Annotated in this window: 25 protein-coding genes and 1 other RNA gene; 2 read left to right on the top strand and 24 right to left on the bottom strand. The window is 30.8% G+C overall.

What is annotated here, in order from left to right:
• Window positions 1-80 precede the first annotated feature (80 nt).
• A complete protein-coding gene (locus DP68_RS08190; protein ID WP_035308311.1) occupies window positions 81-356 on the bottom strand; it encodes a hypothetical protein in 276 nt (91 codons plus the stop codon).
• 87 nt (window positions 357-443) lie between these two features.
• Window positions 444-866, bottom strand: a complete 423-nt coding sequence (gene ndk / locus DP68_RS08185; RefSeq protein WP_035308309.1) for a nucleoside-diphosphate kinase — start codon at window positions 864-866, stop codon at window positions 444-446.
• Window positions 867-1,344: 478 nt separating this feature from the next.
• On the opposite strand from ndk, the gene brnQ reads away from it, so the two are divergent.
• Window positions 1,345-2,631, top strand: a complete 1,287-nt coding sequence (gene brnQ / locus DP68_RS08180; protein ID WP_035308308.1) for a branched-chain amino acid transport system II carrier protein — start codon at window positions 1,345-1,347, stop codon at window positions 2,629-2,631.
• 121 nt (window positions 2,632-2,752) lie between these two features.
• Here brnQ and ssrS read toward each other — a convergent pair.
• The 19 genes from ssrS to DP68_RS08090 form a co-directional block, all read right to left on the bottom strand.
• A non-coding RNA gene (ssrS, locus tag DP68_RS19210) (6S RNA) lies at window positions 2,753-2,970 on the bottom strand.
• A 74-nt stretch (window positions 2,971-3,044) separates the two neighbouring features.
• Window positions 3,045-4,829 carry an aspartate--tRNA ligase gene (gene aspS, locus DP68_RS08175; protein ID WP_035308306.1) on the bottom strand — a complete coding sequence of 595 codons (1,785 nt, stop codon included), beginning with the start codon at window positions 4,827-4,829 and terminating at the stop codon, window positions 3,045-3,047.
• 95 nt (window positions 4,830-4,924) lie between these two features.
• A complete protein-coding gene (locus DP68_RS08170) occupies window positions 4,925-6,355 on the bottom strand; it encodes a coproporphyrinogen III oxidase (protein ID WP_035308305.1) in 1,431 nt (476 codons plus the stop codon).
• Between the two features lie 20 nt (window positions 6,356-6,375).
• A complete protein-coding gene (locus DP68_RS08165) occupies window positions 6,376-6,981 on the bottom strand; it encodes an MBL fold metallo-hydrolase (RefSeq protein WP_035308303.1) in 606 nt (201 codons plus the stop codon).
• Window positions 6,982-6,998: 17 nt separating this feature from the next.
• Window positions 6,999-7,448: a D-aminoacyl-tRNA deacylase gene (gene dtd, locus DP68_RS08160; RefSeq protein ID WP_035308302.1), complete on the bottom strand. Its 450-nt coding sequence runs from the start codon at window positions 7,446-7,448 to the stop codon at window positions 6,999-7,001.
• An 11-nt stretch (window positions 7,449-7,459) separates the two neighbouring features.
• On the bottom strand, window positions 7,460-9,649 hold the full coding sequence (locus DP68_RS08155; RefSeq protein WP_035308301.1) for a bifunctional (p)ppGpp synthetase/guanosine-3',5'-bis(diphosphate) 3'-pyrophosphohydrolase: 2,190 nt from the start codon (window positions 9,647-9,649) through the stop codon (window positions 7,460-7,462).
• Window positions 9,650-9,819: 170 nt separating this feature from the next.
• Window positions 9,820-10,338, bottom strand: coding sequence for an adenine phosphoribosyltransferase (locus DP68_RS08150; RefSeq protein WP_035308300.1), 519 nt, complete (start codon window positions 10,336-10,338; stop codon window positions 9,820-9,822).
• Between the two features lie 181 nt (window positions 10,339-10,519).
• Window positions 10,520-11,374 carry a DHH family phosphoesterase gene (locus DP68_RS08145; RefSeq protein ID WP_035308297.1) on the bottom strand — a complete coding sequence of 285 codons (855 nt, stop codon included), beginning with the start codon at window positions 11,372-11,374 and terminating at the stop codon, window positions 10,520-10,522.
• Between the two features lie 213 nt (window positions 11,375-11,587).
• Window positions 11,588-12,463 carry a protein translocase subunit SecF gene (gene secF, locus DP68_RS08140; RefSeq protein ID WP_035308295.1) on the bottom strand — a complete coding sequence of 292 codons (876 nt, stop codon included), beginning with the start codon at window positions 12,461-12,463 and terminating at the stop codon, window positions 11,588-11,590.
• 1 nt (window position 12,464) lies between these two features.
• The gene (gene secD / locus DP68_RS08135) at window positions 12,465-13,730 is read right to left on the bottom strand and encodes a protein translocase subunit SecD (protein ID WP_035308293.1); all 1,266 of its coding nucleotides are present in this window, start codon (window positions 13,728-13,730) and stop codon (window positions 12,465-12,467) included.
• 419 nt (window positions 13,731-14,149) lie between these two features.
• A complete protein-coding gene (gene scfB, locus DP68_RS08130; RefSeq protein WP_035308292.1) occupies window positions 14,150-15,517 on the bottom strand; it encodes a thioether cross-link-forming SCIFF peptide maturase in 1,368 nt (455 codons plus the stop codon).
• A gap of 55 nt (window positions 15,518-15,572) precedes the next feature.
• Complete coding sequence (gene scfA, locus DP68_RS08125) at window positions 15,573-15,710, bottom strand: six-cysteine ranthipeptide SCIFF (RefSeq protein WP_035308289.1); 138 nt, start codon at window positions 15,708-15,710, stop codon at window positions 15,573-15,575.
• A gap of 69 nt (window positions 15,711-15,779) precedes the next feature.
• Window positions 15,780-16,148, bottom strand: coding sequence for a TIGR04086 family membrane protein (locus DP68_RS08120; protein WP_035308287.1), 369 nt, complete (start codon window positions 16,146-16,148; stop codon window positions 15,780-15,782).
• Window positions 16,149-16,208: 60 nt separating this feature from the next.
• Window positions 16,209-16,604, bottom strand: a complete 396-nt coding sequence (gene yajC / locus DP68_RS08115; RefSeq protein ID WP_052085713.1) for a preprotein translocase subunit YajC — start codon at window positions 16,602-16,604, stop codon at window positions 16,209-16,211.
• Between the two features lie 68 nt (window positions 16,605-16,672).
• A complete protein-coding gene (gene tgt / locus DP68_RS08110) occupies window positions 16,673-17,803 on the bottom strand; it encodes a tRNA guanosine(34) transglycosylase Tgt (protein WP_035308285.1) in 1,131 nt (376 codons plus the stop codon).
• A gap of 80 nt (window positions 17,804-17,883) precedes the next feature.
• On the bottom strand, window positions 17,884-18,909 hold the full coding sequence (gene queA / locus DP68_RS08105; RefSeq protein WP_035308283.1) for a tRNA preQ1(34) S-adenosylmethionine ribosyltransferase-isomerase QueA: 1,026 nt from the start codon (window positions 18,907-18,909) through the stop codon (window positions 17,884-17,886).
• Window positions 18,910-18,933: 24 nt separating this feature from the next.
• Window positions 18,934-19,971 (bottom strand): Holliday junction branch migration DNA helicase RuvB, encoded by a 1,038-nt coding sequence (gene ruvB / locus DP68_RS08100; protein WP_035308282.1) that lies wholly within the window; start codon window positions 19,969-19,971, stop codon window positions 18,934-18,936.
• Window positions 19,972-19,986: 15 nt separating this feature from the next.
• Window positions 19,987-20,577, bottom strand: coding sequence for a Holliday junction branch migration protein RuvA (ruvA, locus tag DP68_RS08095; protein ID WP_035308643.1), 591 nt, complete (start codon window positions 20,575-20,577; stop codon window positions 19,987-19,989).
• Window positions 20,578-20,662: 85 nt separating this feature from the next.
• Window positions 20,663-21,277, bottom strand: a complete 615-nt coding sequence (locus tag DP68_RS08090; protein ID WP_035308279.1) for a hypothetical protein — start codon at window positions 21,275-21,277, stop codon at window positions 20,663-20,665.
• Between the two features lie 158 nt (window positions 21,278-21,435).
• On the opposite strand from DP68_RS08090, the gene DP68_RS08085 reads away from it, so the two are divergent.
• On the top strand, window positions 21,436-22,233 hold the full coding sequence (locus DP68_RS08085) for a potassium channel family protein (protein WP_081957135.1): 798 nt from the start codon (window positions 21,436-21,438) through the stop codon (window positions 22,231-22,233).
• Window positions 22,234-22,314: 81 nt separating this feature from the next.
• Here DP68_RS08085 and DP68_RS08080 read toward each other — a convergent pair whose 3' ends face one another.
• The 3 genes from DP68_RS08080 to DP68_RS08070 all read right to left on the bottom strand — a co-directional run bounded on the left by DP68_RS08080 (window position 22,315) and on the right by DP68_RS08070 (window position 24,587).
• Window positions 22,315-23,055: a YebC/PmpR family DNA-binding transcriptional regulator gene (locus DP68_RS08080; protein WP_035308277.1), complete on the bottom strand. Its 741-nt coding sequence runs from the start codon at window positions 23,053-23,055 to the stop codon at window positions 22,315-22,317.
• A gap of 195 nt (window positions 23,056-23,250) precedes the next feature.
• Window positions 23,251-23,898, bottom strand: coding sequence for a YigZ family protein (locus DP68_RS08075; RefSeq protein ID WP_035308276.1), 648 nt, complete (start codon window positions 23,896-23,898; stop codon window positions 23,251-23,253).
• Window positions 23,899-23,918: 20 nt separating this feature from the next.
• Window positions 23,919-24,587 carry a HEAT repeat domain-containing protein gene (locus DP68_RS08070; protein WP_035308274.1) on the bottom strand — a complete coding sequence of 223 codons (669 nt, stop codon included), beginning with the start codon at window positions 24,585-24,587 and terminating at the stop codon, window positions 23,919-23,921.
• Between the last annotated feature and the right edge of the window lie 4 nt (window positions 24,588-24,591).

Below are 24,591 nucleotides of genomic sequence, written 5' to 3'. Positions count from 1 at the left end.
GTTTTAACCTCTTTATAAATAAGCATATTTTGTTTACCTTATATTTTTGTTCAATCAATTTTAAGCTAAATATGTAATTTTTAATTTAAATATTCTTCCATATGTATATTTTTTTCTTTTACTTTTGTTGTAAAATTTTTATAAAAGCTTTCAAATCCATCGTAGGCTTCTTCTTCAACACAAGCCTCATTATAATTATCATCATTCAAATAATCATCATATATTTCTTGAAGATATCTATCCACAAGCTGTCCCACTTCCTCCTTGGTCATTATATCTATATTATATCCATCAACCACAAGCATACATAATATTTCTTCTGCTATCTTTTTTACTTCCTCTTCAACTCGAAACATAAACCACACGCCTTTCCTTGCTCTCTTAATCTGATTTATACACCACTTATATTTCAAAATAATTCGAAAATTTGCGTTAAATCTTAATTATTGATAGCTTTCTGATGTTATTTCTGGAAACCATATATTTATTTCTCTTAAAGCATTTTCTGTAGAATCCGAACCATGTACTAAATTTCTTTCTTTACTTAATCCAAATCTTCCTCTTATGCTGCCAAGATCTGCTTCCAAAGGATTAGTAACCCCATTTATTTTTCTTACAACTTCTACTGCATTTTCTCCTTCTAATATCATAGCGATAATATTATCTTCTGTAATATATCTTATTAAACTTTTATAATATGGCCTTCCTTTATGTTCTATATAATGTTCTTCTACCATATTTATTTCAGGTTTTGTCATTTTTAAAGCAGTAACCTTTAAGCCTTTTTTTTCATATAAAGATATAATTTCCCCTATAAGTCCTCTTTGAAATCCATCTGGTTTAATTAAAGCTAAAGTACGTTCCATATAATCTCCCCGTTTCTTAAAATTGTTGTATATATATTATACAACAATTTATGGAAATGTTAAATATTTCTAAGTCAGTTTTATAAAAAAATGGAAGCATATACTCAGTTTTTTTTGATTTTTCACAATTTTTCATCAAATCCCTATTATTTTATAAATATGTTTACGCACCTGATTTTAATTCATTTTCCATTTGGGCATTTTTTACATATAACATATTAAGAAGTATCTTCAATTACCTTTCTTAAGTTTTCTGATATTATTTACATGTATCTTTATATATGTTTTTAATGTATAATTTAAGTACATATAGTTGTTTTTTGTAACTATAAATCCATTTTTGCCGTCTTAGTTTATATTTACAGATTTATTTTCTTCAATTTTCATATAATACTAAAAATGCTCGTTAAACTATTTATATGCTATAATTATGCTTATGATTTATGATAATTAATATCATTTAGAAAAGGAGAATTATATGAGTAAATCTATTAAAGATTCATTAATAATCGGACTTGCCCTTTTTGCTATGTTTTTTGGTTCTGGAAACTTAATATTTCCTCCGTATTTAGGCAAAACTGTTGGTAGTGATTTTTTTACAGCCATTTTAGGCTTTGTTATTACAGGAGTAGGACTTCCGTTAATAGGCATTCTTGCTTGTGCTAAAATAAATGGTACGTTTAAAGAAATGTCTCATCCTATTGGTAAAGCATTTTCTATTATAGTGACTACAAGTATAATACTTGCCATAGGGCCTATGCTTGCTATTCCTAGAACTGCAGCTACTACCTATGAGTTAAGTGTTCTACCACTATTTCCAAATGTAAAAATACTTCCTGTTATTATTATATATTTTTTAATAACATTAGTGTTTGTTTTAAGACCTTCATCACTAATAGACAATATAGGAAAGTTACTTACCCCTTTGTTACTTTTAATTTTACTTATAATAATAGCCAAAGGAGTATTATCACCTATTGGACCTATTGTAAGCACAAACGTAAAAAATGTATTTTCAACTTCATTAATAGAAGGTTATCAAACTATGGATGCTATAGCCTCAGTTATATTTTCATCTATAATATTATCTTCTGTACGAGCTAAAGGATATTCTAAGGTTTCTGATATAATAAAAATAACCTCACTATCCGGAATAATAGCGGTAATAGGACTGGGAGTAATTTATGGTGGTCTTTTATATCTTGGAAGTCAAACTGCTTCTATATTTCCAGGAGATATTACAAAAACTCAATTAGTTACAGATATAGTACAAAAGGTACTCGGTAATACAGGAATTATATTTTTAAGTATTGTTGTAGCTCTAGCTTGCTTAACTACTTCTATAGGTTTAACCTCATCTGCTGCAAAATACTTTAGTGATCTTTTTAATAATAAAATCTCTTATACCTTTAACGCTATAATTATATCTGTTGTAAGTATTTTAATAGCAATGCTTGGAGTTGATACAATCGTAGCTTTAGCTGTACCTATTTTACAAATATTATACCCTATAGTAATGGTACTTGTTATACTTACATTAATGGGCAAACTAGTAAAAAATAATTCTGTATTAAAAGCTACTGTTTATACTACTTTGCTAATAAGTATATTAGATAATCTTAAGACCATAGGGTTTACTATATCTCCTATAGTAAATTTCATTTCATATATTCCGCTTTCTAAACAAGGATTTAGCTGGGTTATCCCTGCTTTAATAGCATTTACTATATCAAGCCTAGTTACAAAAAATAGAGTTTCGGTTTAACATTAAACCGAAACTCTATTTTTATAACTATATTTAGGGTGATTTATGATAATGCTAGAACTCTTTGAAACTCTTTGATATACAAATTTTCTATCTTCGTAAACTTGATTTTTAAAAACTAAAAAATCCCGCCATGCCGTTATGTGAGTTATTGTTGAACCTGACTAAGCAGGTGGGCATCACCTTTTTGCTTCTTGTTCTCAAGTATATAAACTTAACCTTAATATATTTATTAATGACTAAGTTTAACCTAAGCATCATTCCACTAAAAGAGTTAGATTCCCGTTCAAAAATATGTTGGCTCAATATTAACTCACTTCACGCACACAGCAGGATCTTTATTTAGTTATCTATTTTTATAATATTATTATACTCAATTTAAACGTTTTTTATTAAAATTTATCAAAAACTTTTTATGAATTTTTTATTATTTCTATTCCAAGTTCCTTTATCTGATCTTCATCCACTACATTAGGAGCTTCTGACATTGGGCAATATGCATTTTGATTCTTAGGGAATGCAATTACATCCTTTATGTTTTCAGTCTCAGCAAGGAACATTGTCATTCTATCAAATCCAAATGCTAATCCGCCATGTGGTGGTGGACCATATTTAAATGCTTCAAGTAAGAATCCAAATCTTTCCCAAGCTTTTTCTTTAGTCAATCCAATAGCACCAAACATTCTTTCTTGCAGATTTGAGTCATGTATTCTTATACTTCCTCCGCCTAGTTCCTCTCCATTTAACACCATGTCATAAGCCTTGGCCCTTACTTTACCCGGATCAGTATCTAAATACTGAATATCTTCATCCATTGGTGCTGTGAATGGATGATGTTCTGCTTCCCATCTATCTTCTTCATCATTGTATGAAACTAGTGGGAATTCTGTAACCCATGCAAATCTATATTCTTTATTATCCTTTAAAATCTCAAGCTCTTTGGCAACATGTAATCTTAATTGTCCAAGACTTTGGAAAACCACCTTATCTTTAGCATCTGAAACTATTAATATAAGATCTCCTACCTTAGCATTCATTGTGTCTAAAATAGCCTTTAATTCATCTTCAGATAAAAACTTGGATATCGGAGATTTTATTTCATCTTGTTTATAAGCAACCCAAGCTAATCCCTTAGCTTTAAATCCTTTAACAAACTCAGTTAACTTATCTAACTGCTTTCTACCCATATCTGCTGAGTTTTCCACTCTAATAGCTCTAACAGAACCACCATTTTCTATAGCATCCTTAAACACTTTAAATTCAGACGTTTTAACAACATCAGTTAAATTATTAATTTCCATTCCAAATCTTAAATCCGGTTTGTCACTACCATACTTTTCCATAGCCACTTTATAAGGTATTCTTTCCATTGGAAGCTTAACATCTATTCCCTTTACAGTTTTAAATACATGTTGAATTAATCTTTCAGTTAATCCCATAACATCATCTGCTTCTACAAAAGACATTTCTAGGTCAACCTGAGTAAATTCTGGCTGTCTATTTGCTCTTAAATCTTCATCTCTAAAGCATTTTGCTATTTGGAAATACTTATCATAACCAGACACCATTAAAAGCTGCTTAAATATCTGTGGTGACTGTGGCAGTGCATAAAACATTCCTGGGTAATTTCTACTTGGCACTAAGTAATCTCTTGCACCTTCTGGTGTGCTCTTAGTAAGTATTGGTGTCTCCATTTCAAGGAAACCTTCTCCATCCATAAAATCTCTTACTGCCTTAGATGCCTTATGTCTGATCATTAAGATTTTCTGCATATCTGGTCTTCTTAAGTCTAAATATCTATGTTTTAATCTTATATTTTCACCTGCATCTAGATTTTCCTTTATGTATATTGGCGGAGTTTCTGATTCTGATAAGATCTTTATACTCTCTCCCTTTAGCTCTACCATACCAGTTGGTAATGTTTCATTTGCAGATTCTCTTTTTACTAAGCTTCCAGTTATTGCTATGCAATACTCTGATCTAACAGTATCAGCCTTTTCAAAAGCTTCCTTATTTATTTCTTCTCCAAAAACTACTTGAAGGATTCCTGTTCTGTCTCTTAAATCAACAAATATTAATCCTCCTAAGTTTCTTTTTCTTTGTACCCAACCCATTACAGTAAATTTATTACCTACATGGGATTCTCTCAATTCGCCACACATTATGGTTCTTTTTAATCCTTTTAATGCTTCTCCCATTTGTTTTCCTCCTCATATTAATCCGAAGTTAGTAATTAAAATTTATATTAAAATATCAGGGACAATTATGTCTCCTATATCAAATAGTTTGTAAATTAATATAATTCTTCTAGCATGGTTATCTTTTTTTCAATTAGCTCTTCTATTCGATTATTGTATTCTCTTACATCCTTTAAATTTGGGGCTCTTTCAATTCTATTTTCTTCTAAAAATACAATTTTCGTAATGGCATCTGCACCCATTGCAATTATAGTTTGACGTTCTTCTATCATTTGTATATTATAAGGACTTTCTTTATCAGGCAATGAGTAACCTACATTTTCCATATTGCCAAGCATGTTCTTTTGCCTATACATATAGTATGGTTCCATTTCTAGAGCTTCTGCTAATTTAACGGTTTCATCGTGCATTCCAATTAGCTCATCCAAATCTACAAGATTAAGATTTTGCTTTAGGTTATCTAGAAGCTTTGATCCTTTTTTAACAGACATACCATGCACTGTTAAGCTATCAGGCTTTAATTTCAGTATCTCACTACAAGTTTTTTTCATATGTACTAATCTCTCACCTGGAAGCCCAACTATTAAATCCATGTTTATATTATCAAATCCCATGCTTCTCGCCAAGTTGAACTTTTCAACGACATCTTGGGAATTATGATTTCTACCTATAAGCTTTAAAGTTTCATCATTCATAGTCTGTGGATTGATACTTATACGCGTAGCCTTATATCTTCTCATAGTATCCAACTTTTCAAAACTTATACTATCAGGTCTTCCACATTCTACTGTAAATTCTTTTATATTATTTTTGTATATGAACTTATTATATATATCTTTCATTATTTGTTCAAACTGATCATTACTTACAGATGTGGGGGTTCCCCCTCCAAAGTACACATTTTCTATTACTAACCGCTTTTTATTTATAAATTCACTTATTCTCTCAATTTCATATGTTAACGCCTGTAAATATGGCTCTACAAGTTTACTGCACCCTTTAATTGGATTAGATGCAAAGGAGCAATATAAACATCTTGTAGGGCAAAACGGCATTCCTATATAAACTGATATATTTCTACTTGATTTGTTGACTATGTCTTTTTCTCGCTTAGCTATCTTTATACATAGCTCTGCTTTTTCTTTACTAGCTAAATAACGCTTCTCATAATATTTAATTATTTCATTATAATCTTTACCTTCATTCATAAGTGCAAGTGCTATTTTGCTTGGTCTTATTCCAATGAGCGTCCCCCATGGAAAACTTTTACCTGTCTTTAAACTTAAAAACAGGTAAAGATGATTTTTTATTACTTCTTTTTTAGTAAACTCACTTTTAAGGTTAAATTCATCCTTATTAAGTCCATCCCATATAATTGCCAAATCGTCACTAACGTTTACATCTATGCTTAAATCACAGGAATCACTAGTATTAAAATTTATCTCGCTAAAAGGATAAAATATATTTACTATTTGATATATTTCATACCTATAAGCTAATTCATTTAAATTTATATTTATTTTCATTTTACTGAGATGCTTCCTTCCTATAAAAATGGATTATACACCTTTTCATTTTTTACGGTAGTTTCAGGACCATGTCCTGGTAAAACTATCGTTTCATCTGGTAAGGTTAAAAGCTTAGTTTTTATGCTATCAATTATTGTCTCAAAATCTCCACCTGTAAAATCTGTTCTTCCTATAGAGCTTTGGAACAGAGTATCTCCTGTAAATACTACATTGTCTATAAGAAAACACATTCCTCCTTCAGAGTGGCCTGGTGTCTCAATACATTTAAGCTTCATGTTTCCTATATCAAAAGTATCATTTTCTTTTATTTTAATGTCTGCTGCTCCACAATTTTGAGGATTTCCAAACATGTATCCTCCATTCATAATTAAATACTCATCCTTTTCATTAATACATACAGGTATTTCATATAGATTTCTAAGTTCTGCCACTGCTCCCGTATGATCAATATGTCCATGGGTGATAAATATGTACTTTGGATTTACTTCAAGCTTGCTTATAGCATGCTTTATACTTAAATAATCATCACCAGGATCTATTATTAAGGCATCTTTTGTGTTTTCATCCATTACAATGTATGAGTTAGCTGCATATGCACCCACTGGTATTCTTGAAATCTTCATATCCATACACTCCCATATTAAAATGTTTTTTTACTATCTAAAATTATAGTTACAGGTCCATCGTTTTCAATTGTAACCTTCATATCGGCTCCAAATTCTCCTGTTTCCACATTTCCTAGCACTTCTTTACATTCTTTTACAAATTCCTCATAAAACTTTTTGGCTTCCTCTCCACCTAGCGCTTCTATAAAACTTGGTCTTTTTCCCTTTCTGCAGTCGCCATATAACGTAAACTGAGAAATAACTAAAAGTTCTCCTGCTACATCTATAAGAGATTTATTCATTTTACCTTCTTTGTCTTCGAATATTCTTAAATTTAATATCTTATCTTTTAAGTATTTTATGTCATCTATAGAATCTTCTTTTGACACACCTAGTAAAACATTAAGTCCTTTATTAATACTTCCTATTACTTTCCCATCCACTTCCACCTTGGAAAAATTAACTCTTTGAACTACTGCTCTCAAATCATCACCCTCTAGTTTTTTGTTCTGTAAACTTCCATCACACCACTTAATTTTTTAACCTTTTTTATTAATTCTTTCAATTGCTCTATATCAAAAATCTTAAGTTTTATATTTACAAAAGCTAATTTGTCTTTGGTGGTTTTAGCATTTATAGCATATAAATGTGCCTTTGATTGGGAAATTATATCCATTATCTCAGATAAAACTCCATCCCTATCTTCAGCCTTTACATGAATTTCTGCAATATATGATAAAGCCTTAGCATTCCCCCAACTTACATCTACTAGCTTTCCTTCCAAATCACTCATAAGATTTTCAACGTTTTTGCAATCTTTTCTATGTATAGATACTCCTCTTCCCTTGGTAATATAACCTACTATTTCATCTCCAGGTACTGGGTTGCAGCATTTAGAAAACCTAACTAAAAGATTGCTTACTCCTTTTACTATGATTCCCATATCTGCTGACTTTTTCTTCATTATTCTTTCATCATACTGCTTTAAGTTTTTGCCTAAAGAAGTATTTATCACTTCTTCATTACTAATAGATGCCTTATGACCCTTTTCATATTGTTCCTTTATCTTAGATACCAACGAAGACGAACTAATATCTCCTACTCCTACTCCTGCATATATATCATCTATGCTATTAAAATTATATCTTTTTAGAATGGCAGATAATATTTCTCCTTTAGCTATTTCCCCAAAATTATATCCGTGCTTTTTAGCTTCTCTCTCTGATAGTTCTTTTCCCTTACTAATATTTTCTTCTCTTTTTGCCTTCTTAAACCAAGCCCTTATTTTACTCTTTGCTTGATTGCTTTTTACAATATTAAGCCAAGCTATATTAGGTCCTTTTGAATTTGATGCTGTTACGATTTCTATGATTTCACCAGTTTTAAGCTTATAATCCAAAGGTACCATCTTACCATTAACCTTAGCTCCTATGCACTTGTTTCCTATATCAGTATGTATCTTATAAGCAAAATCAATAGGTGTTGCATGACTTGGCAAATCTATAACTGCTCCCTTTGGAGTAAATACAAACACTTCATCGGAAAACAAATCTATTTTAAAACCTTCCATAAATTCTGCTGCATCAGAAGTTTCTCTTTGCCACTCTAGCATATCTCGTAACCAAGATAACTTTAAATCCATATTAGTACTAGGGTTCTTATTCTCCTTATACTTCCAGTGAGCAGCAATACCATATTCAGCCGTTTTATGCATTTCAAAAGTTCTTATCTGTATTTCAAATGGCTTTCCTTGTGGACCTATTACTGTGGAATGTAAAGATTGATAAAGATTAGGTTTTGGCATGGCAATATAATCTTTAAATCTACCTGGAATTGGCTTATACATAGTATGTACGATTCCAAGTGCTGCATAGCAATCCCTCACACTATCTACTAATATTCTTACTGCTGTTAAATCAAAAATTTGTTCCAAAGTTTTATTTTTATTTACCATTTTTCTATAAATACTATAAAAATGCTTAGGGCGTCCCTCTATATCAGATTCAATACCTGTTTTTTTGAGATTTTCCTTAAGCGATTTTGTTATCATTTCTATGTATGCTTCTCTTTCAGCTCTTTTTTCTGCAATTTTTTTCACTAAGTCATAATATTCATTAGGGTTTATATATCTAAAAGCTAGGTCTTCTAATTCCCATTTTATCTTGGAAATACCTAGTCGATGTGCAAGTGGTGCGTATATGTCAAATGTTTCTTTAGCCTTTTCCTTTTGCTTTTCTATGGTCATATATCTTAGAGTTCGCATATTATGTAATCTATCTGCTAATTTTATAAGTATAACTCTTACATCACGAGCCATAGCTAAGAGCATCTTTCTTACATTATCTGCCTGCTGCTCTTCTTTTGTTTTATATTGAATTTTTCCAAGTTTTGTTACGCCTTCTACCAAATCTGCTACTTCTTTACTAAATTCTCTTTCCAAATACGCATATCCATACTCAGTATCTTCAATTACATCATGAAGAAGACCTGCAACAATAGTACTGGTATCTAAGCCCATTTCAGCAAGTATTCCTGCCACTTCTATAGGATGAATAATATAAGGCTCTCCAGATTCTCTTTTTTGATCCTGATGTGCATTGAAAGCAAAATTATATGCCTTTTTTATAAGTTCTATATCATAATTTATACAATTTTTTTCTACTTTATTTAACAGTTTTTCAAGCATATTTTACTCCCCTAAAATCAAAGGCTGGTTTAACTAACCAGCCATCATATTTTACTTACCATTATATACTATTTAGTATAGACTTTCAAACTTTTATTTTTTGCATAATTTATAGAGATTTTTTACTCATTATAAATTAAAATGTGCAAATTTATTTGGTGTATATTTCTTTATATATCATACTCCACAAGAGACATTACATCATATTTTTCAAGTTTATCTCTTCCATGTAATTCAGTAAGTTCAATAACAAAATCCATAGCTACTACTTCTCCACCTAATGCTTCTACAAGCTTTGCTACAGACTGTATAGTTCCTCCTGTTGCAAGTAAGTCATCAACAATAGCTACTCTTTGACCTGGCTTTATGGAACCCTTATGAGCCTCTAATATATCTGTTCCATATTCTAAATCATAACTAACACTTACAGTTTCGCAAGGCAGCTTACCCTTCTTTCTAACAGGAACAAACCCAACTCCTAAAGCATATGCTATAGGCGCTCCAAATAAAAAACCTCTAGCTTCTGGTCCTACTACCACATCTACATTTTTATTTTTAAGATGTTCAGCAATAGTATCTACAGTATATTTAAAAGCTTCTTTATCATCAAGTATTGTTGTTACATCCTTAAAACTAATACCTTCCTTTGGAAATCCTTCTATAATACGAATCTTTTCCTTTAATTCCATTTACTTCTTCCCCCTACTACTTAAATATATAATCCTTTTTAGCATTTATTATTATATATTAAACTATGATAGATATTCAATATAATAACATAATCTTAAAAATATTTTACTAAAACGTTTTACGCATAACTTCCAAATTTATAGAAGTTTATAATTTCGTCATAAATCAGCACATCTCGGGCTACTGAGATGTTTCATTTTTTAAGTACTTAGCAATTTGCAAAGCACGATCACTATTGCTTGTAGTAAATAATTCTACTGCTATCCGTGCATTGTCAAGTCCCCTTGAACTATTCCAAAATGGCATAAGACTATTTGCAAGACTATAGGAATTATTTATATTTACATATTTCATTTTATTCAAATTCATGAGAGCTTTTAATCCATAATTATTTGTATAATTCATGTGATAAATTCCCTCATCTATAATAATTTTATTTTCACCTACATAAGGAACATTACGAGCTATAGATCCAAGCATAACTAAATCTAAATATTTACTTACACTCTTCATTTGATAATACGATGAAATTGCCTGTACCAATTTATATGCTACTGCTGCACTTGAAAGCTCCTTAAAAGGATAATTACAATCTATCTGATTTGGATTTATTACTATGGTTTTAGGAATAATATTGCTAACATGGTGACTATCAGTAATTATTACATCTATACCCAGGCTTTTACATAACTCTACTTGATTATAAGAGTTTATACCACATCCAGCAGTTATAAGAAGATTTGCTCCTAAAAATTTTATATGATTTCCAATGGTATTTGTATCTATATCAAAACTTCCATCACTACCCTCTGATATAAAGTACTCTACATCAGCATTTAGGTATTTTAATACCAAAAAAAGCACAGACACAGCTGTTACACCATCCAAATCATAACAACCATATATAACTATTTTTTCTCTTTCGTTAACAGCTTTAACTATTCTTCTTAAGGCCTCCCCCATGCCCTTTAATAAAAATGGGTTATGTAAGGAGGAAAGGTTCTGTAGTCCAATATTGCAAATCTTTTTCTCCATAATAATATCCTCCAAAAAAGTAAAAAGCAATATATATTATAATTTAAAATATGAGATTTTACAAACATTTTCGAGGATTTTTTACAAATAACTTTTATTAGCCATTAAAATAGGTGCTAGGGTTAAGAAACTAGAGTAAAAGAAAACTCTACTATCGCAAAATTTCTTTTATCCTAGTACCTCTTACCTAGCACCTAATCCTTAGTACCTATTTTAAGCTTCTTTTATCTTTCTATTCTTAAGTAGAACCCATATTGGACTTGCAATAAATATCGAAGAATATGCTCCACAAGCAATTCCTATTGTTAACGGGAATGTAAATTCTCTTATCGATGGAACGAATATATATACTGCCACTATAGTAATTAATGTTGTCAATGTTGTATTTACAGATCTTGACATAGTTTGAGTTATGCTTATATTAGCAATTTCTTTACTATCAATTCTTCTCATTTTCTTAACATTTTCTCTTATTCTATCAAAAATAACAATTGTATCATTGATTGAATACCCTGCTATAGTAAGTATTGCAGCTATAAAACTTGAATTTATCGGAATCTGAAATATTGAATAAACAGATACTGTTATTAATATATCATGTATTATAGCAAGTATTGCAGCTGCTCCAAATTTAAATTCAAATCTTATTGCTACATAAATAAGTATTGCTACGTTCGCTAACACAAAGGCAAGTATTGCCTTTTGTCTTAACTCCTGCCCTACAGCAGGTCCTATTGTCTGCTGAGAAATCAAGTCTTTATCTGCTAACTTATATTTATCCTTTACTTCTTTAAATAAAGGTTGTATTTCGCCTTCTTCTAAAGAATTACTTCTTATTTCTAATTGGACCTCATTCTTTTCATTTACAGCAGTATTGGTTGTATAATCATTTGCATACTTAGCAATTATTTTCTCTACATCTTGTTTATTAAAATCTTGCTTCATATTTATTTGAACTAATGTTCCACCTCGGAAATCAATACCATAATTTAGTCCATCTTTTATAAAGAATACTAAACCTGTTATAATTATCACCAAAGAAATTGCAAACCATATTTTAGTTTTCTCCATAATTTTAAAAGATTTCATGCTATTCCACCCTCCTTTTCACACCAAAAGCTGATAAATTCTTTAAGAGTCCCATATCTACAGCAAGTTTTAAAAGATAGTTAGTTACTATAATAGCTGTAAACATACTAAGAACTACACCTATCATTAAAGTGAGAGCAAAGCCTTTTACTGCACCTGAACCTAAATTATATAAAACTAATCCTGATATAATAGTTGTTATATTTGAATCTAATATTGAAGAAAGGGCATTATGTGAGCCCACTTGCACAGCAGATCTCACTGACTTACCATTTCTTAATTCTTCTCTTATTCTCTCAAATATAAGTACATTTGCATCTACTGCCATACCTATAGTTAATAAGAAGCCTGCTATACCTGATAGTGTCAAAGTAGCATTTATAGATACAAAAGTACCTAAAAGTAATACTATATAAAACACTAATGCTATATCTGCGATAAGTCCAGGTATTCTATAATATAAAAGCATAAATAGTAATATTAACCCTATTCCTATTGCACCAGCCTTAATACTTAATGGTAATGCATTAGTTCCAAGTGTTGCACCTACAGTTTTAACCTCAACAGGTTTTACTACAACAGGAAGAGCACCTGACTTAATAATACTAGCCTGTCTTTTTGCTTCTTCTAAAGACTTACTTCCTTCAATCATACCTTTTCCATTTGGAATTATACTATTTACCGTAGGATTGGTAAGCATTTCTTCATCCATATAAATTGCTATAGGCTGACCTATGAACTTTTTTGTAGCCTCTGCAAACTTTTTAGTTCCTTCATCATTTAACTCAAAACTAATTATAGGCTGATTAGTATCTGGATTAAGTTGTGCTACTGCATTTTTTACATCTTTTCCTGTAAGTATTACCTTTTTATCTGGTCCTACAAATTTAAGTTCACCAGTTTTTCCAACGGTATCTATAACTTCTTTAGCATTATATACCCCTGGAATTTCAATTCTTATTCTCTTTTGTCCTTCACGTGCTACTACAGTTTCGCTTACTCCAAGTTTATTTATTCTCATAGATAAAAGTTCTATGGTTCTTTCAATAGTATCATTATCAACATTTTCATCCTGTATTTCTTCTACTAGGGATACACCACCTTGAAGATCCAAACCCCTTTTAATAGCTTGTGAAAAAGGTTTTATTCTATATCCTGAACCAAATATATTTTCCACTCCATAAGATCCTGCATATGCTATAAAACCTATAAGTAGAACAAAAATAATAAAGATTAGTGCACTTTTTCCTGTATTGTTCTTTTTCATCTTTCTCCCCCTTTGCTTTACTGCCTTATCAATTGTTAATTAGTTTGCTATGGCTTAATTTTGTTATTAAAATTTCATCTAAATCTTAGTTTATTTTATATTAAATACTATTTTTTTACGTTCGACACATACAAAAATTATATAGCTAATGTAAATAATAGTCAACTAAAAAGGATATTACGACATTTTTAATGCTGGAGAGTATAGAATTTTCATCCTAGAAGCCATTGAATAAGCTTTAAAAGGGCCTTATTTATGAATTTAAAATACCGTTAAGAGACTCTTGATGTGTGAGCTACAGTGAGTTTAAGAGTCCTAGATACTTTAATTTTATAAATATTAGCCCTTTTTAGCGAAATGAACGCATTCCTAGATAAGAATTCTATACGACCCCCAGCATTAAAAGTGTCGTACCATTTCTATTGTTGTTCCATAATCTTAGCTTTCAACGCAATTGCACATTCTATTCTCTTCTTCTGCATTTCACAGCCTAGTTCATAAGGAACATTCATATCTTTATTAAAGTTGTAGTTATTAGCTTGGCATCCGCCACTGCAATAAAATCTTGCCCAGCACTCTAAACACTTTGGCTTGTAGTAAATGTTTGCCTTTTTAAAGTCATCTGATATTTTTGGGTCTAAAGTATTGTCAAAAATATTTCCCATTTTAAAATCTTCATTTCCTACAAATTGATGGCAAGGGTATATATCTCCCGTTGGAGTAATAGCTACATATTCATGTCCTGCTCCACAACCTGAAATTCTCTTATATACACAAGGTCCCCCTTGAAGATCTATGTTAAAATGATAAAACTTAAAAGCATTGCCTTCTCTATGTCTTTTTAACATTTCATCATAAAGCTTGTCGTATTGCTCAAATATTTTAGGCAAATCTTCGGCCTTTAGAGCAAGTTCATGGTCGTCTGGCAGTACCACAGGTTCTATAGATATTTCATCAAAGCCTTCTTTTGCAAGATGCATAACATCTTCAAAGAAGTCTGGATTTTCATGTGTAAAAGTACCTCTTACATAGTACTGCTTGTCCTTTGATCTTCTATTTACCATTTCTTTTATTTTTGGCAGTATTGCATCATAGCTTCCGCTTTTATCTGCTCTCATTCTTACTTTATCATTTATTTCTTTTCTTCCGTCAATACTTAAAACAATGTTACCCATATTTTCATCTAAGTAATTCATTATTTCATCATTAAGTAAAGTAGCATTTGTAGTCATAGTGAATCTTATAGTTTTATTATGTATTTTTTCCTGTGCTTTTGCGTACTCAACAATTTCTTTTATAGCATCAAAGGCCATTAAAGGTTCTCCACCAAACAAATCAACTTCTATATGCTTTCTGGGTCCTGCATTTTTAATAACAAAGTCTATTGCTTTTCTTCCAACTTCTGGGGTCATTATACCCTTATGTCCTCTATATTCTCCTTCATCTGCAAAACAATATTTGCATCTTAAATTGCAATCATGTACTATATTTAAACATAAAGCTTTTATATAAGAAGTTCCTTCATAAGCCTTTAGTCCTATATCTTCATACAAGTCCTTTGAGTAAAGAACTCCTTCTTCTACTAATTCTTTTAACTCTTCATAAGCTTCCTCTATATCTTCTTTATTGTGCTTTTCTGCATACTCTGCTAAAAGTTCTTCTTTTTCTTTTATTCCATCTTCATCCAGTAAATCATATACAAGCTCGTCTACAATGTGTACTGCACCTGAATTAACGTCTACAATATAATACTCACCATCTTGGATAAACTTATGAATATCAGCCAATTTATTTTCCTCCTAACTAAACTTAAAGCAGTAACCTTACGTTACTGCTTTTATATTAATTTTCGCATGCTAAATTTGCAACTGTACAAGAAGTTTTACATGCTGATTGGCATGAATTTGCACATTCTTTGCAACCTGGCTTTGCCAAGCTATTTTTTATATTTGTCTTGTTTATAGTTTTTATGTGTTTCATTACGTAATCCTCCATTTCCAAAAATATTTCTGTTTGATTATATCATATAATAATAAGAAAATAAAGTAACTAGGATAGATTTATTCCAAGCATACCAGATAAAGCCCCAACGCCCAAAGCAAGTAAAAATCTAATTAATCTGGTAACTTCTATGATAGGTGAATTACCTGCTACAATGGATAATACATAAATTATAAGCATATATAGTGCAGCTACTATAATTCCAATTAGCCATCCCTTTTTATTTATTTTTCTTACAGAATAAATTGTGCCATACATTATGCTAAGAATAGTTGTTGCTAAAAAAAACAATGAATTGGCCTGAGGGCTTAATTCTGAAAATGTCATAATTACAGCATACACAACCATCAAAGCCACTGTAAGTATTGTACTTCTAAGAAGTCCATCCCCTATTGGTAAAAAAGTACTTTTCCCCATATAAAAACACCTCCCACTTAATACTATCTATGTTAAATGGAGGTGTTTTATGATTAATTTTTAATTTTCTTTAAACTCAACTGTATTTTCATTTATTGAATCATTGGCTATTTCTTCTTTGCTAGCTTCTATTTTCTTATCTTCCTTTTTAGCTTCTTTGTCAGAAACAGTTGAATTGTTTAAAACTGATAATATTCCATTTTTGTCGAGCTTAATACGTGCTCTACTAGGTCCTGTTTCTAACACTATTGACGTGTCATGTATGCTTATAACTTTTCCTAAAATACCGCCCTTAGTGATGATTTCATCATTTACTTTTAAAGTATCAAGCATTGACTTATACTTTTTCTTCCTCTTATTTTCTGGTATGTATACTATTATATAAAAGAATACTAACATTAAAATAAAAGGTAGTAATAATCCTACTAAGCTTCCCCCTTGTTGTACCGCTGCCATATACTCACCTCCCCCTAAGTATAGTTTATAATTTTTAGAAAAATTTGTAAAGTAGTTTTCTTTTGATTTTAAGCTCTTCCGCCCCACTCAGCTAATTTTCTTTCTTTATACTCTTTAAAATTACCTGCATCAATAGCATCTCTAATTTCTTGCATAAGATTATTATAAAAATGCAAATTATGGAGTACACATAATCTCATAGCAAGCATTTCCTTAGCTTTAAATAAGTGCCTTATATAAGCTCTTGAATAATCTCTGCAAGCTGGGCACTGACATCCCTCATCAATAGGTCTATCATCTAATTCAAATTTAGCATTAATTAAATTTATTTTACCTTCCTTAGTAAATACATGACCGTGTCTTCCATTTCTAGCTGGAAGTACACAGTCAAAGAAATCTACCCCTCTATCAACAGCTTCTAAAATATTGCTTGGAAGCCCAACTCCCATAAGATATATTGGTTTATCCTCTGGAAGGTGAGGCGCTACAGCATCTATAACTCTATACATTTCCTCATGTGTTTCTCCTACAGCAAGGCCTCCTATTGCATACCCATCTAAATCCATCTTAACAATTTCTTTAGCATGTGCTATTCTAATATCCTCATAAGTTCCTCCTTGATTTATACCAAAGAGCATTTGTTCTTTATTTATTGTATCAGGAAGTGTATTTAATCTATCCATTTCCTTTACACATCTCTCTAACCATCTTGTTGTTCTGGCTACAGAGTTCTCTACATATTCCCTTGTAGAAGGATTTGGTATACACTCATCAAAAGCCATAGCAATAGTTGATGCAATGTTACTCTGTATTTGCATACTCTCTTCAGGACCCATAAAGATTCTTCTTCCATCTATATGAGAGTTAAAGTAAACTCCTTCTTCTTGTATTTTTCTTATACCAGCAAGAGAAAACACTTGAAATCCACCTGAATCTGTAAGAATTGGTCTATCCCAATTCATAAATTTATGTAAACCACCTAATTTTTTTATAACATTATCTCCTGGTCTTAAATGTAAATGATAAGTATTTGAAAGCTCTACTTGACATCCTATTTCCTTCAAGTCCATAGAAGAGACTGCTCCCTTTATAACCCCTAAGGTTCCAACATTCATAAATACTGGAGTTTGAACCACTCCATGAGGTGTCGTAAACTCTCCTCTTCTTGCATTGCCGTCTTTTTTTAAAAGTTTATACATATGTACACTCCTTCTTAGTCATCAATTTTAAAACAATAAATATAAAATTTCTAATCTTTCTACTAACTATTTTATAAGAATCACTTGATAAACATTGCATCTCCAAAGCTAAAAAATCTATATTTTTCCTTTACTGCAGTTTCATATGCATTCATAATCTTATCTCTTCCTGCTAAAGCACTTATGAGCATTAAAAGAGTCGACTGCGGTAAGTGAAAATTAGTTATTAATGCATCTACCACTTTAAACTTATATCCTGGATAGATAAATATATCTGTCCATCCTGATTGTTCTTTAACTCTGCCATATGCATCTGCTATGGTTTCTAATGTTCTATTAGATGTTGTACCTACTGCTATAACTCTTCCACCTGCTTCTTTTGTAGAATTTATTATCTCTGCAGTTTCTTTAGTCATACTATAGTATTCTGAATGCATAGTATGATTTTCGATCTCATCTACCTTTACAGGTCTAAAAGTTCCAAGTCCTACATGAAGAGTTAAGAAAGCAAGTTTTATCCCTTTATTTTTTATATCTTCTAAAAGCTCTTCTGTAAAATGAAGTCCTGCTGTAGGCGCTGCCGCTGAGCCTTGCTCTTTTGAATAAACTGTTTGATACATTTCCTTATCTTCTAATGTTTCCGTTATGTATGGAGGAAGTGGCATTTGTCCTAGTCTATCTAAAACTTCTTCAAAAATACCTTCATATTGAAACCTTACAATTCTACTTCCCTCTTCTCCAAGCCCTATTACTTCAGCGTTAAGTTCTCCATTACCAAACACAAATTTACTTCCTATTTTTGCTCTTTTACCTGGTTTAACTAAAGTTTCCCAAGTATCCTTATCAGTCCTTTTTAAAAGTAAAAACTCAATCTTTCCATGAGTCTCTTCCTTTTCTCCTATAAGTCTTGCAGGTAAAACTCTTGTATCATTTAAAACCAAACAATCTCCTGGTTTCAAGTAATCTATTATATCTTTAAAAACTTTATGTTCCAATTCTCCTGTAGCTTTATCTAAAATCATAAGCCTTGCTTCATCTCTTTTTGCTGTAGGATGCTGTGCAATAAGCTCCTCTGGTAAATAATAATCAAAATCCTTTACTTGCATGTTACCTCTCCTTTAGTAAAATTATCAATCTTTTAAATCAATGCCAACCTGCTCTATCTTCTTACTTTTTCCTCTTCTTCTTTTTAAATGTGCATATGCCTTATCAGTTGCAACTCTTCCTCTTGGAGTCCTTAATATGAATCCTTTTTGCAATAAATATGGCTCATATACATCTTCTATAGTACCCAATTCCTCTCCTATAAAGTACGCTAGTGTTTCTATTCCTACAGGTCCTCCGCCAAAATTATCAATTATAGACAAAAGTATTCTTTTATCTACACTATCAAATCCTTCTCTATCTATTTCTAATAAATCAAGAGCATCTCTTGCTATTTGAGCATTTATAATTCCATTTCCCTTTACCTCTGAGTAATCTCTTACTCTTTTTAGTATCCTATTTGCAATTCTCGGAGTTCCCCTAGATGAGCGAGCTAATTCACAAGCAGCATCCTCTTCTATTTCAGCATTTAATATACTAGAAGATCTTACTATTATTTCTTTCAATTCTTCTTCTTCATAAAATTCCATAGGACATAACACTCCAAACCTATCTCTTAAAGGAGCTGTTAAAAGTCCTATTCTAGTTGTAGCACCTATTAATGTGAACTTAGGAAGGTCCAGTCTTATTGATTTAGCTGCCGCTCCCTTTCCTATTACTATATCTAAAGCATAGTCTTCCATAGCAGGATAAAGTATCTCCTCTACAGACCTATTTAGCCTATGAATTTCATCTATAAAAAGCACATCATAATCATTAAGACTTGTAAGAATTGCTGCTAAATCTCCTGCTCTTTCAATTGCCGGACCTGAAGTCACCTTCAGATTTCCAGTCATTTCTTTAGCTATTATATTAGCAAGTGTTGTCTTACCAAGTCCAGGAGGCCCATATAACAATACATGGTCCAATGCCTCTTCTCTCATCCTTGCAGCTTTTATAAAAATATCTAGTTTCTCTTTTACCTTACGTTGACCTATATATTCTTTAAGTCTTTGAGGTCTTAAACTATATTCTGTATCATTATCTTCATTGAGAGTTTCAGCGGTAACAAATCTGTTTTCCATAAACCATTACCCCCTTTAATTCATTAAAAACTTTAAACACTGCTTTATTATATTTTCTATGGAATCTTTCTCATTTACCATTTTTAATGCCTTAGCTGCTTCCTTGTCGGAATATCCTAATGAAACTAAAGCTTCCAATGCTTCATCTAAGCTATTAGATATTCCTTGAATATTTTCTTCATCTTCATTTTCTATAAACTCATTCAACTTTATCTTATCCTTTAATTCTAATATAATTCTTTGAGCAGTTTTTTTACCAACACCTGGAGCCTTTATAAGAATCTTTTCGTCTCCAGTAAATATTGCATACTTTAAACTATTTATATTACTTATAGATAATATAGATAATGAAGCCTTTGCACCCACTCCATTTATGCTTAAAAGTAAATTAAACATATCTCTTTCATCTTGAGTTGAAAATCCATATAATCCTATAAAATCTTCTCTTACAATTTGCTGAATATAAACTTCTACGTCCTCATTTACTTTAGGCATATCTGCTAGGGTATTTCCAGATGTATGTACTTTATATCCCATTCCGTTATTTTCTACTACTATATATTCTTTATTAAATCCCTTATAAATACCTTTTATATACTCGTACACAGTATTCGTCCTTTCATTTATCAAAGTTTTCCTCTTAATACTTTATCATTTAAAGAAGTTTAATTCAACAAAAAAACCTTAAGGATTATTCATAATCCTCAAGGCGTGCTAGTACTTCGTCTCTAGTGTCACATTGAAAATATTTACTTCCTGTAGTAAGTAAATATATATCCTGTTCCTTCAAGTTCTCTATTTTTTTTTCTGTAATATCTTCCTTTTCATTTTCAATATGCATGTCACCATTTTTATCTGTTTTAAAAATAGCAAGATATTCTCCATATATACCTAACACATATTTATTAGGGACATATTTCTCCACTTCATTTTGAAGCTTAATTTGAGTTTTAGAACCATCTTGGATTTTGTATCCTTCCGGTTTATATTTTTCTTCAACTTGCTTCTTATCCTTTAATCCTAAAGTACTTGCAGCTTCTTTTTTTACAAGAATTAAATCTCCACTTTTCTTATACTTAGTATAAAATAAAATTTCACATTTAGAATCAAGCACATAATTTTCTCCGCTACTTAAAGCCATCTTATCTTCTTGATAGGTATTATTTTTTACCTCAGTTCCATTACCATAGTTGTCTTTATTACTCTTAAATCTTTCTGAAGTTATATAATAGCTTATACTAAAAATTGCTATACCCAGCATAATTGCTAAAATTACATACATACTTTTCGAATACTTTTTTTCCATATTATCCCTCCTAGGGATTATTATGGACCATACATTAATATTTTATTCAATATTAGAAAAAATTTATTTCTATACTCTTTACTACAATATATAATATTATTATGAAAACAAGCAATTTTAACTTATAATTTATTTTATGCTTAAAAGGGTGAAAGAACATGAATTATTCTATGAAAATAATTAATAAACTGAAAAATAAAAGCACTATCTTACTTTACGAAGTGACTATGACAATTTTAACTATAATGGCAGTTATTATTGTTGCATTAAGTTACTTCACACAACAAACGTCTTATGAAATTTATGTTTTTAATATGATTGATACTGTTATATTAGTAGTATTTGCATTAGATTACCTTACAAGACTTATTTTATCTAGAAATAAACTTCATTTTTTTAAAAACAATATAATAGATCTTATTTCAATAATTCCTTTTAATTACTTGTTTCAAACTGCAAGAACCTTTAAAATAATAAAATTGATTAAACTTACAAAACTATCAAAGCTCACAAGTTTGCTCCGAATACTTATTTTGATGAGAAAATTTAAAAAGAATACAGACAAGTTTTTGCAAACTAATAACTTTAATTATGTACTTTGGATTTCTATTTTTACAGTGATAATTGGAGCTTTAGGTTTTTCAATAATAGAGAATAAATCATTTTTAGATGGACTTTGGTGGAGTTTCGTTACTGTAACAACTGTGGGATATGGAGATATGTCCCCTAAAACAGGTAGTGGAAAAGTTCTTGCTTCTATAATTATGTTAATTGGAATAAGCGTCATTGGTATGTTAACTGGTACAATTTCAACATTTTTCATAAATAAAAAAGCTAATAGTAAATCCTTAAAAGAAAATACCATAGAAAGTATAAAAAGAAGTCTTGATGATTTTGATAATCTTAGTAATGAAGATATAGATAATATTTATAAATTATTAAAGTCATTAAAATAATTTGCAAATAAAAAACCACTCCTTTAGTTGTTTTCATACAACTCAAAGAGTGATTTTATGTATATCATCTCAAATACTTAATTACCCCTCAAATTCTTCAGGGAACTCAGCATTGTGGTAAACATCTTGAACATCGTCATCATCTTCAAGTTTATCTACAAGCTTTTGGAACAGTTCTGAGTCTTCCATTGAAAGACTAACTGTTGTGTCAGGAATCATAGTTATATCTGCTGATAAGAATTCAAATCCTGCTCTTTCAAGTTCTTCCCTTACAGCTGAGAAGTCTTCTGGAGTTGTGATAACTTCAAATACTTCATCTGAAATTTCTACATCTTGAGCTCCAGCTTCTAGGGCTACCATCATCATTTCATCTTCATCCATATCTTCTTTCTTCTCTATAACTATCTGTCCTTTACTTTGGAACATCCAACCTACACAGCCAGTTGCTCCAAGGTTTCCGCCATATTTTGAAAATGCTGGTCTTACATTCCCTGCAGTTCTATTTTTATTATCAGTTAAAGCCTTTACTATTACAGCAACTCCTGAAGGGCCATATCCTTCATAAACTATTTCTTCATAGTTTACTCCTTCCATTTCCCCTGCACCTTTTTTAATTGCTCTTGTAATAGTATCTTGAGGCATGTTATTTGACTTAGCTTTTGCTATAACATCTCTTAATTTAGAGTTAGTGTCAGGATTAGAACCGCCATTTTTAGAAGCTATCGCAAGTTCCTTTCCTATCTTTGTAAATATTTTACCTCTTTTTGCATCTGTTTTACCTTTTTTAGCTTGTATATTATGCCACTTAGAATGTCCTGACATAGTACCTTCCTCCTCATAAAATTAAAAAATTTAAAAATTCCTAAGTAATAGTTTAGGACAACATAATAATAAATCAATATTCTGCTAAACCATCACTAATCTTTATAAAAACACCTCAAATATTATATCATATTTTATAATATAAACTCAAATTTAGATGAATTTTATGATTCAAAGCTCACATTAATAACTTACTTAAACTTCTTCAATAAGTCTATTGTTTAATCTAAAATAATACTTTTTATTTACTTCACTAAATTCGCATTTTCCAGATGTAATTTGTGTTATTTCTTTTTTTATAACTTCTGCATCTTCTAAGGTACATAAAATAATGATCTTTACCTTATCTGTATACTCAGTATCTTCTATGTGCCACATGTTTTGTGCACAGGTATATTGAACTTTCCCCGAAAGCTCATATTCTATTGTTATATGTAGAGCGCACCCTATAACCTTTTCTACTATTTCTCCTTCTTTTAAAGCCTCTGCAGCACCTTTACTGTAGGCTCTTACTAAGCCTCCCTTGCCAAGTAATATTCCTCCAAAGTATCTTGTAACAACTACCGCTACATCTGTAACATTATTCTTTTTTATAACATCAAGTACAGGTACGCCTGCAGTACCTTGAGGTTCCCCATCATCGCTGTATCTTTGAATGCCCATATTTTCTCCTATAATATAGGCATAAACATTGTGAGTTGCATCTTTATATTCTTCTTTTATTTTATCCACAAAGGCTCTTGCTTCTTCATCAGTATACACCCTTTTGGCATGTCCTATAAATATAGATTTCTTTTCTTCAAATTCACTACTAACTTCATTTTTTATGGTAAAGTAACCCATATAATCACCTCTTATGCTCTTTATTCTTGCTCAGAATTATCTTTTTCACTTAAGAAAACTTCACAAGCCTTTTTTAAATATTCCTTGTCAGTCTTTTGTAAAATATCTAAGATTTTTCCCTTTGCAAAATCACTTTTAATTTCTGCAAGTCCCTTTATAGCATATAATAGTACCTGGGGATTTTCATCTTCAAGTGCCCTGATTAAAGCCCTTTCAAAGCTTTTATCATTTATTTTTCTCATGGCTGATATTGCCATTCTTCTTACGTTTACAAATTTATGAACAGAAGCTTTTGTAAGTATTTCATTGCATCCTGTTTCTTTAAGCTCACCTATAATCCATATAGCAGTTTCTTTATCTCTTGAATACATATCCACATAATTATTTTTTATATATTGAATTAATCTATTTTTAGTATCTTCATCTAACGAATTTATAATATCCAATTTATCCATCTTTCCTGCCTTGCTTATGTTATGGATAAGCTCTTTTTCGTTACTACTTCTAGCAAGAAGCCTATATTTTATCTTGCCTTCTACGATATGCTTTTGAACTATGCTTTTATCTAAGTTTCTTATTTTACATATAGCATTTATAGACTTTCCTTCTAGAAATAAAAAATAAGTTATTTCTTCATTAGAATATGAGTCTATATCATCCCAATTTACCTTTACAAATCCTAAACTCAATTAA

Origin of the sequence: Clostridium sp. HMP27 (assembly GCF_000765165.1) — a bacterium.
Lineage (GTDB): Bacteria > Bacillota > Clostridia > Clostridiales > Clostridiaceae > Clostridium_AK.
The sequence above is the reverse complement of the archived record's forward strand: the minus strand, read 5'-3'. Positions and strand labels throughout refer to the sequence as shown.

Excerpts from the sequence above, each read along its gene's own strand:
- DP68_RS08190 (WP_035308311.1), bottom strand. The coding sequence starts at position 356 with ATGTTTCGAGTTGAAGAGGAAGTAAAAAAGATAGCAGAAGAAATATTA.
- ndk (WP_035308309.1), bottom strand. The coding sequence starts at position 866 with ATGGAACGTACTTTAGCTTTAATTAAACCAGATGGATTTCAAAGAGGA.
- brnQ (WP_035308308.1), top strand. The coding sequence starts at position 1,345 with ATGAGTAAATCTATTAAAGATTCATTAATAATCGGACTTGCCCTTTTT.
- aspS (WP_035308306.1), bottom strand. The coding sequence starts at position 4,829 with ATGGGAGAAGCATTAAAAGGATTAAAAAGAACCATAATGTGTGGCGAA.
- DP68_RS08170 (WP_035308305.1), bottom strand. The coding sequence starts at position 6,355 with ATGAAAATAAATATAAATTTAAATGAATTAGCTTATAGGTATGAAATA.
- DP68_RS08165 (WP_035308303.1), bottom strand. The coding sequence starts at position 6,981 with ATGAAGATTTCAAGAATACCAGTGGGTGCATATGCAGCTAACTCATAC.
- DP68_RS08155 (WP_035308301.1), bottom strand. The coding sequence starts at position 9,649 with ATGCTTGAAAAACTGTTAAATAAAGTAGAAAAAAATTGTATAAATTAT.
- DP68_RS08150 (WP_035308300.1), bottom strand. The coding sequence starts at position 10,338 with ATGGAATTAAAGGAAAAGATTCGTATTATAGAAGGATTTCCAAAGGAA.
- DP68_RS08145 (WP_035308297.1), bottom strand. The coding sequence starts at position 11,374 with ATGGAGAAAAAGATTTGCAATATTGGACTACAGAACCTTTCCTCCTTA.
- secF (WP_035308295.1), bottom strand. The coding sequence starts at position 12,463 with ATGAAATCTTTTAAAATTATGGAGAAAACTAAAATATGGTTTGCAATT.
- secD (WP_035308293.1), bottom strand. The coding sequence starts at position 13,730 with ATGAAAAAGAACAATACAGGAAAAAGTGCACTAATCTTTATTATTTTT.
- scfA (WP_035308289.1), bottom strand. The coding sequence starts at position 15,710 with ATGAAACACATAAAAACTATAAACAAGACAAATATAAAAAATAGCTTG.
- DP68_RS08120 (WP_035308287.1), bottom strand. The coding sequence starts at position 16,148 with ATGGGGAAAAGTACTTTTTTACCAATAGGGGATGGACTTCTTAGAAGT.
- yajC (WP_052085713.1), bottom strand. The coding sequence starts at position 16,604 with ATGGCAGCGGTACAACAAGGGGGAAGCTTAGTAGGATTATTACTACCT.
- tgt (WP_035308285.1), bottom strand. The coding sequence starts at position 17,803 with ATGTATAAACTTTTAAAAAAAGACGGCAATGCAAGAAGAGGAGAGTTT.
- queA (WP_035308283.1), bottom strand. The coding sequence starts at position 18,909 with ATGCAAGTAAAGGATTTTGATTATTATTTACCAGAGGAGCTTATTGCA.
- ruvB (WP_035308282.1), bottom strand. The coding sequence starts at position 19,971 with ATGGAAAACAGATTTGTTACCGCTGAAACTCTCAATGAAGATAATGAT.
- DP68_RS08090 (WP_035308279.1), bottom strand. The coding sequence starts at position 21,277 with ATGGAAAAAAAGTATTCGAAAAGTATGTATGTAATTTTAGCAATTATG.
- DP68_RS08085 (WP_081957135.1), top strand. The coding sequence starts at position 21,436 with ATGAATTATTCTATGAAAATAATTAATAAACTGAAAAATAAAAGCACT.
- DP68_RS08080 (WP_035308277.1), bottom strand. The coding sequence starts at position 23,055 with ATGTCAGGACATTCTAAGTGGCATAATATACAAGCTAAAAAAGGTAAA.
- DP68_RS08075 (WP_035308276.1), bottom strand. The coding sequence starts at position 23,898 with ATGGGTTACTTTACCATAAAAAATGAAGTTAGTAGTGAATTTGAAGAA.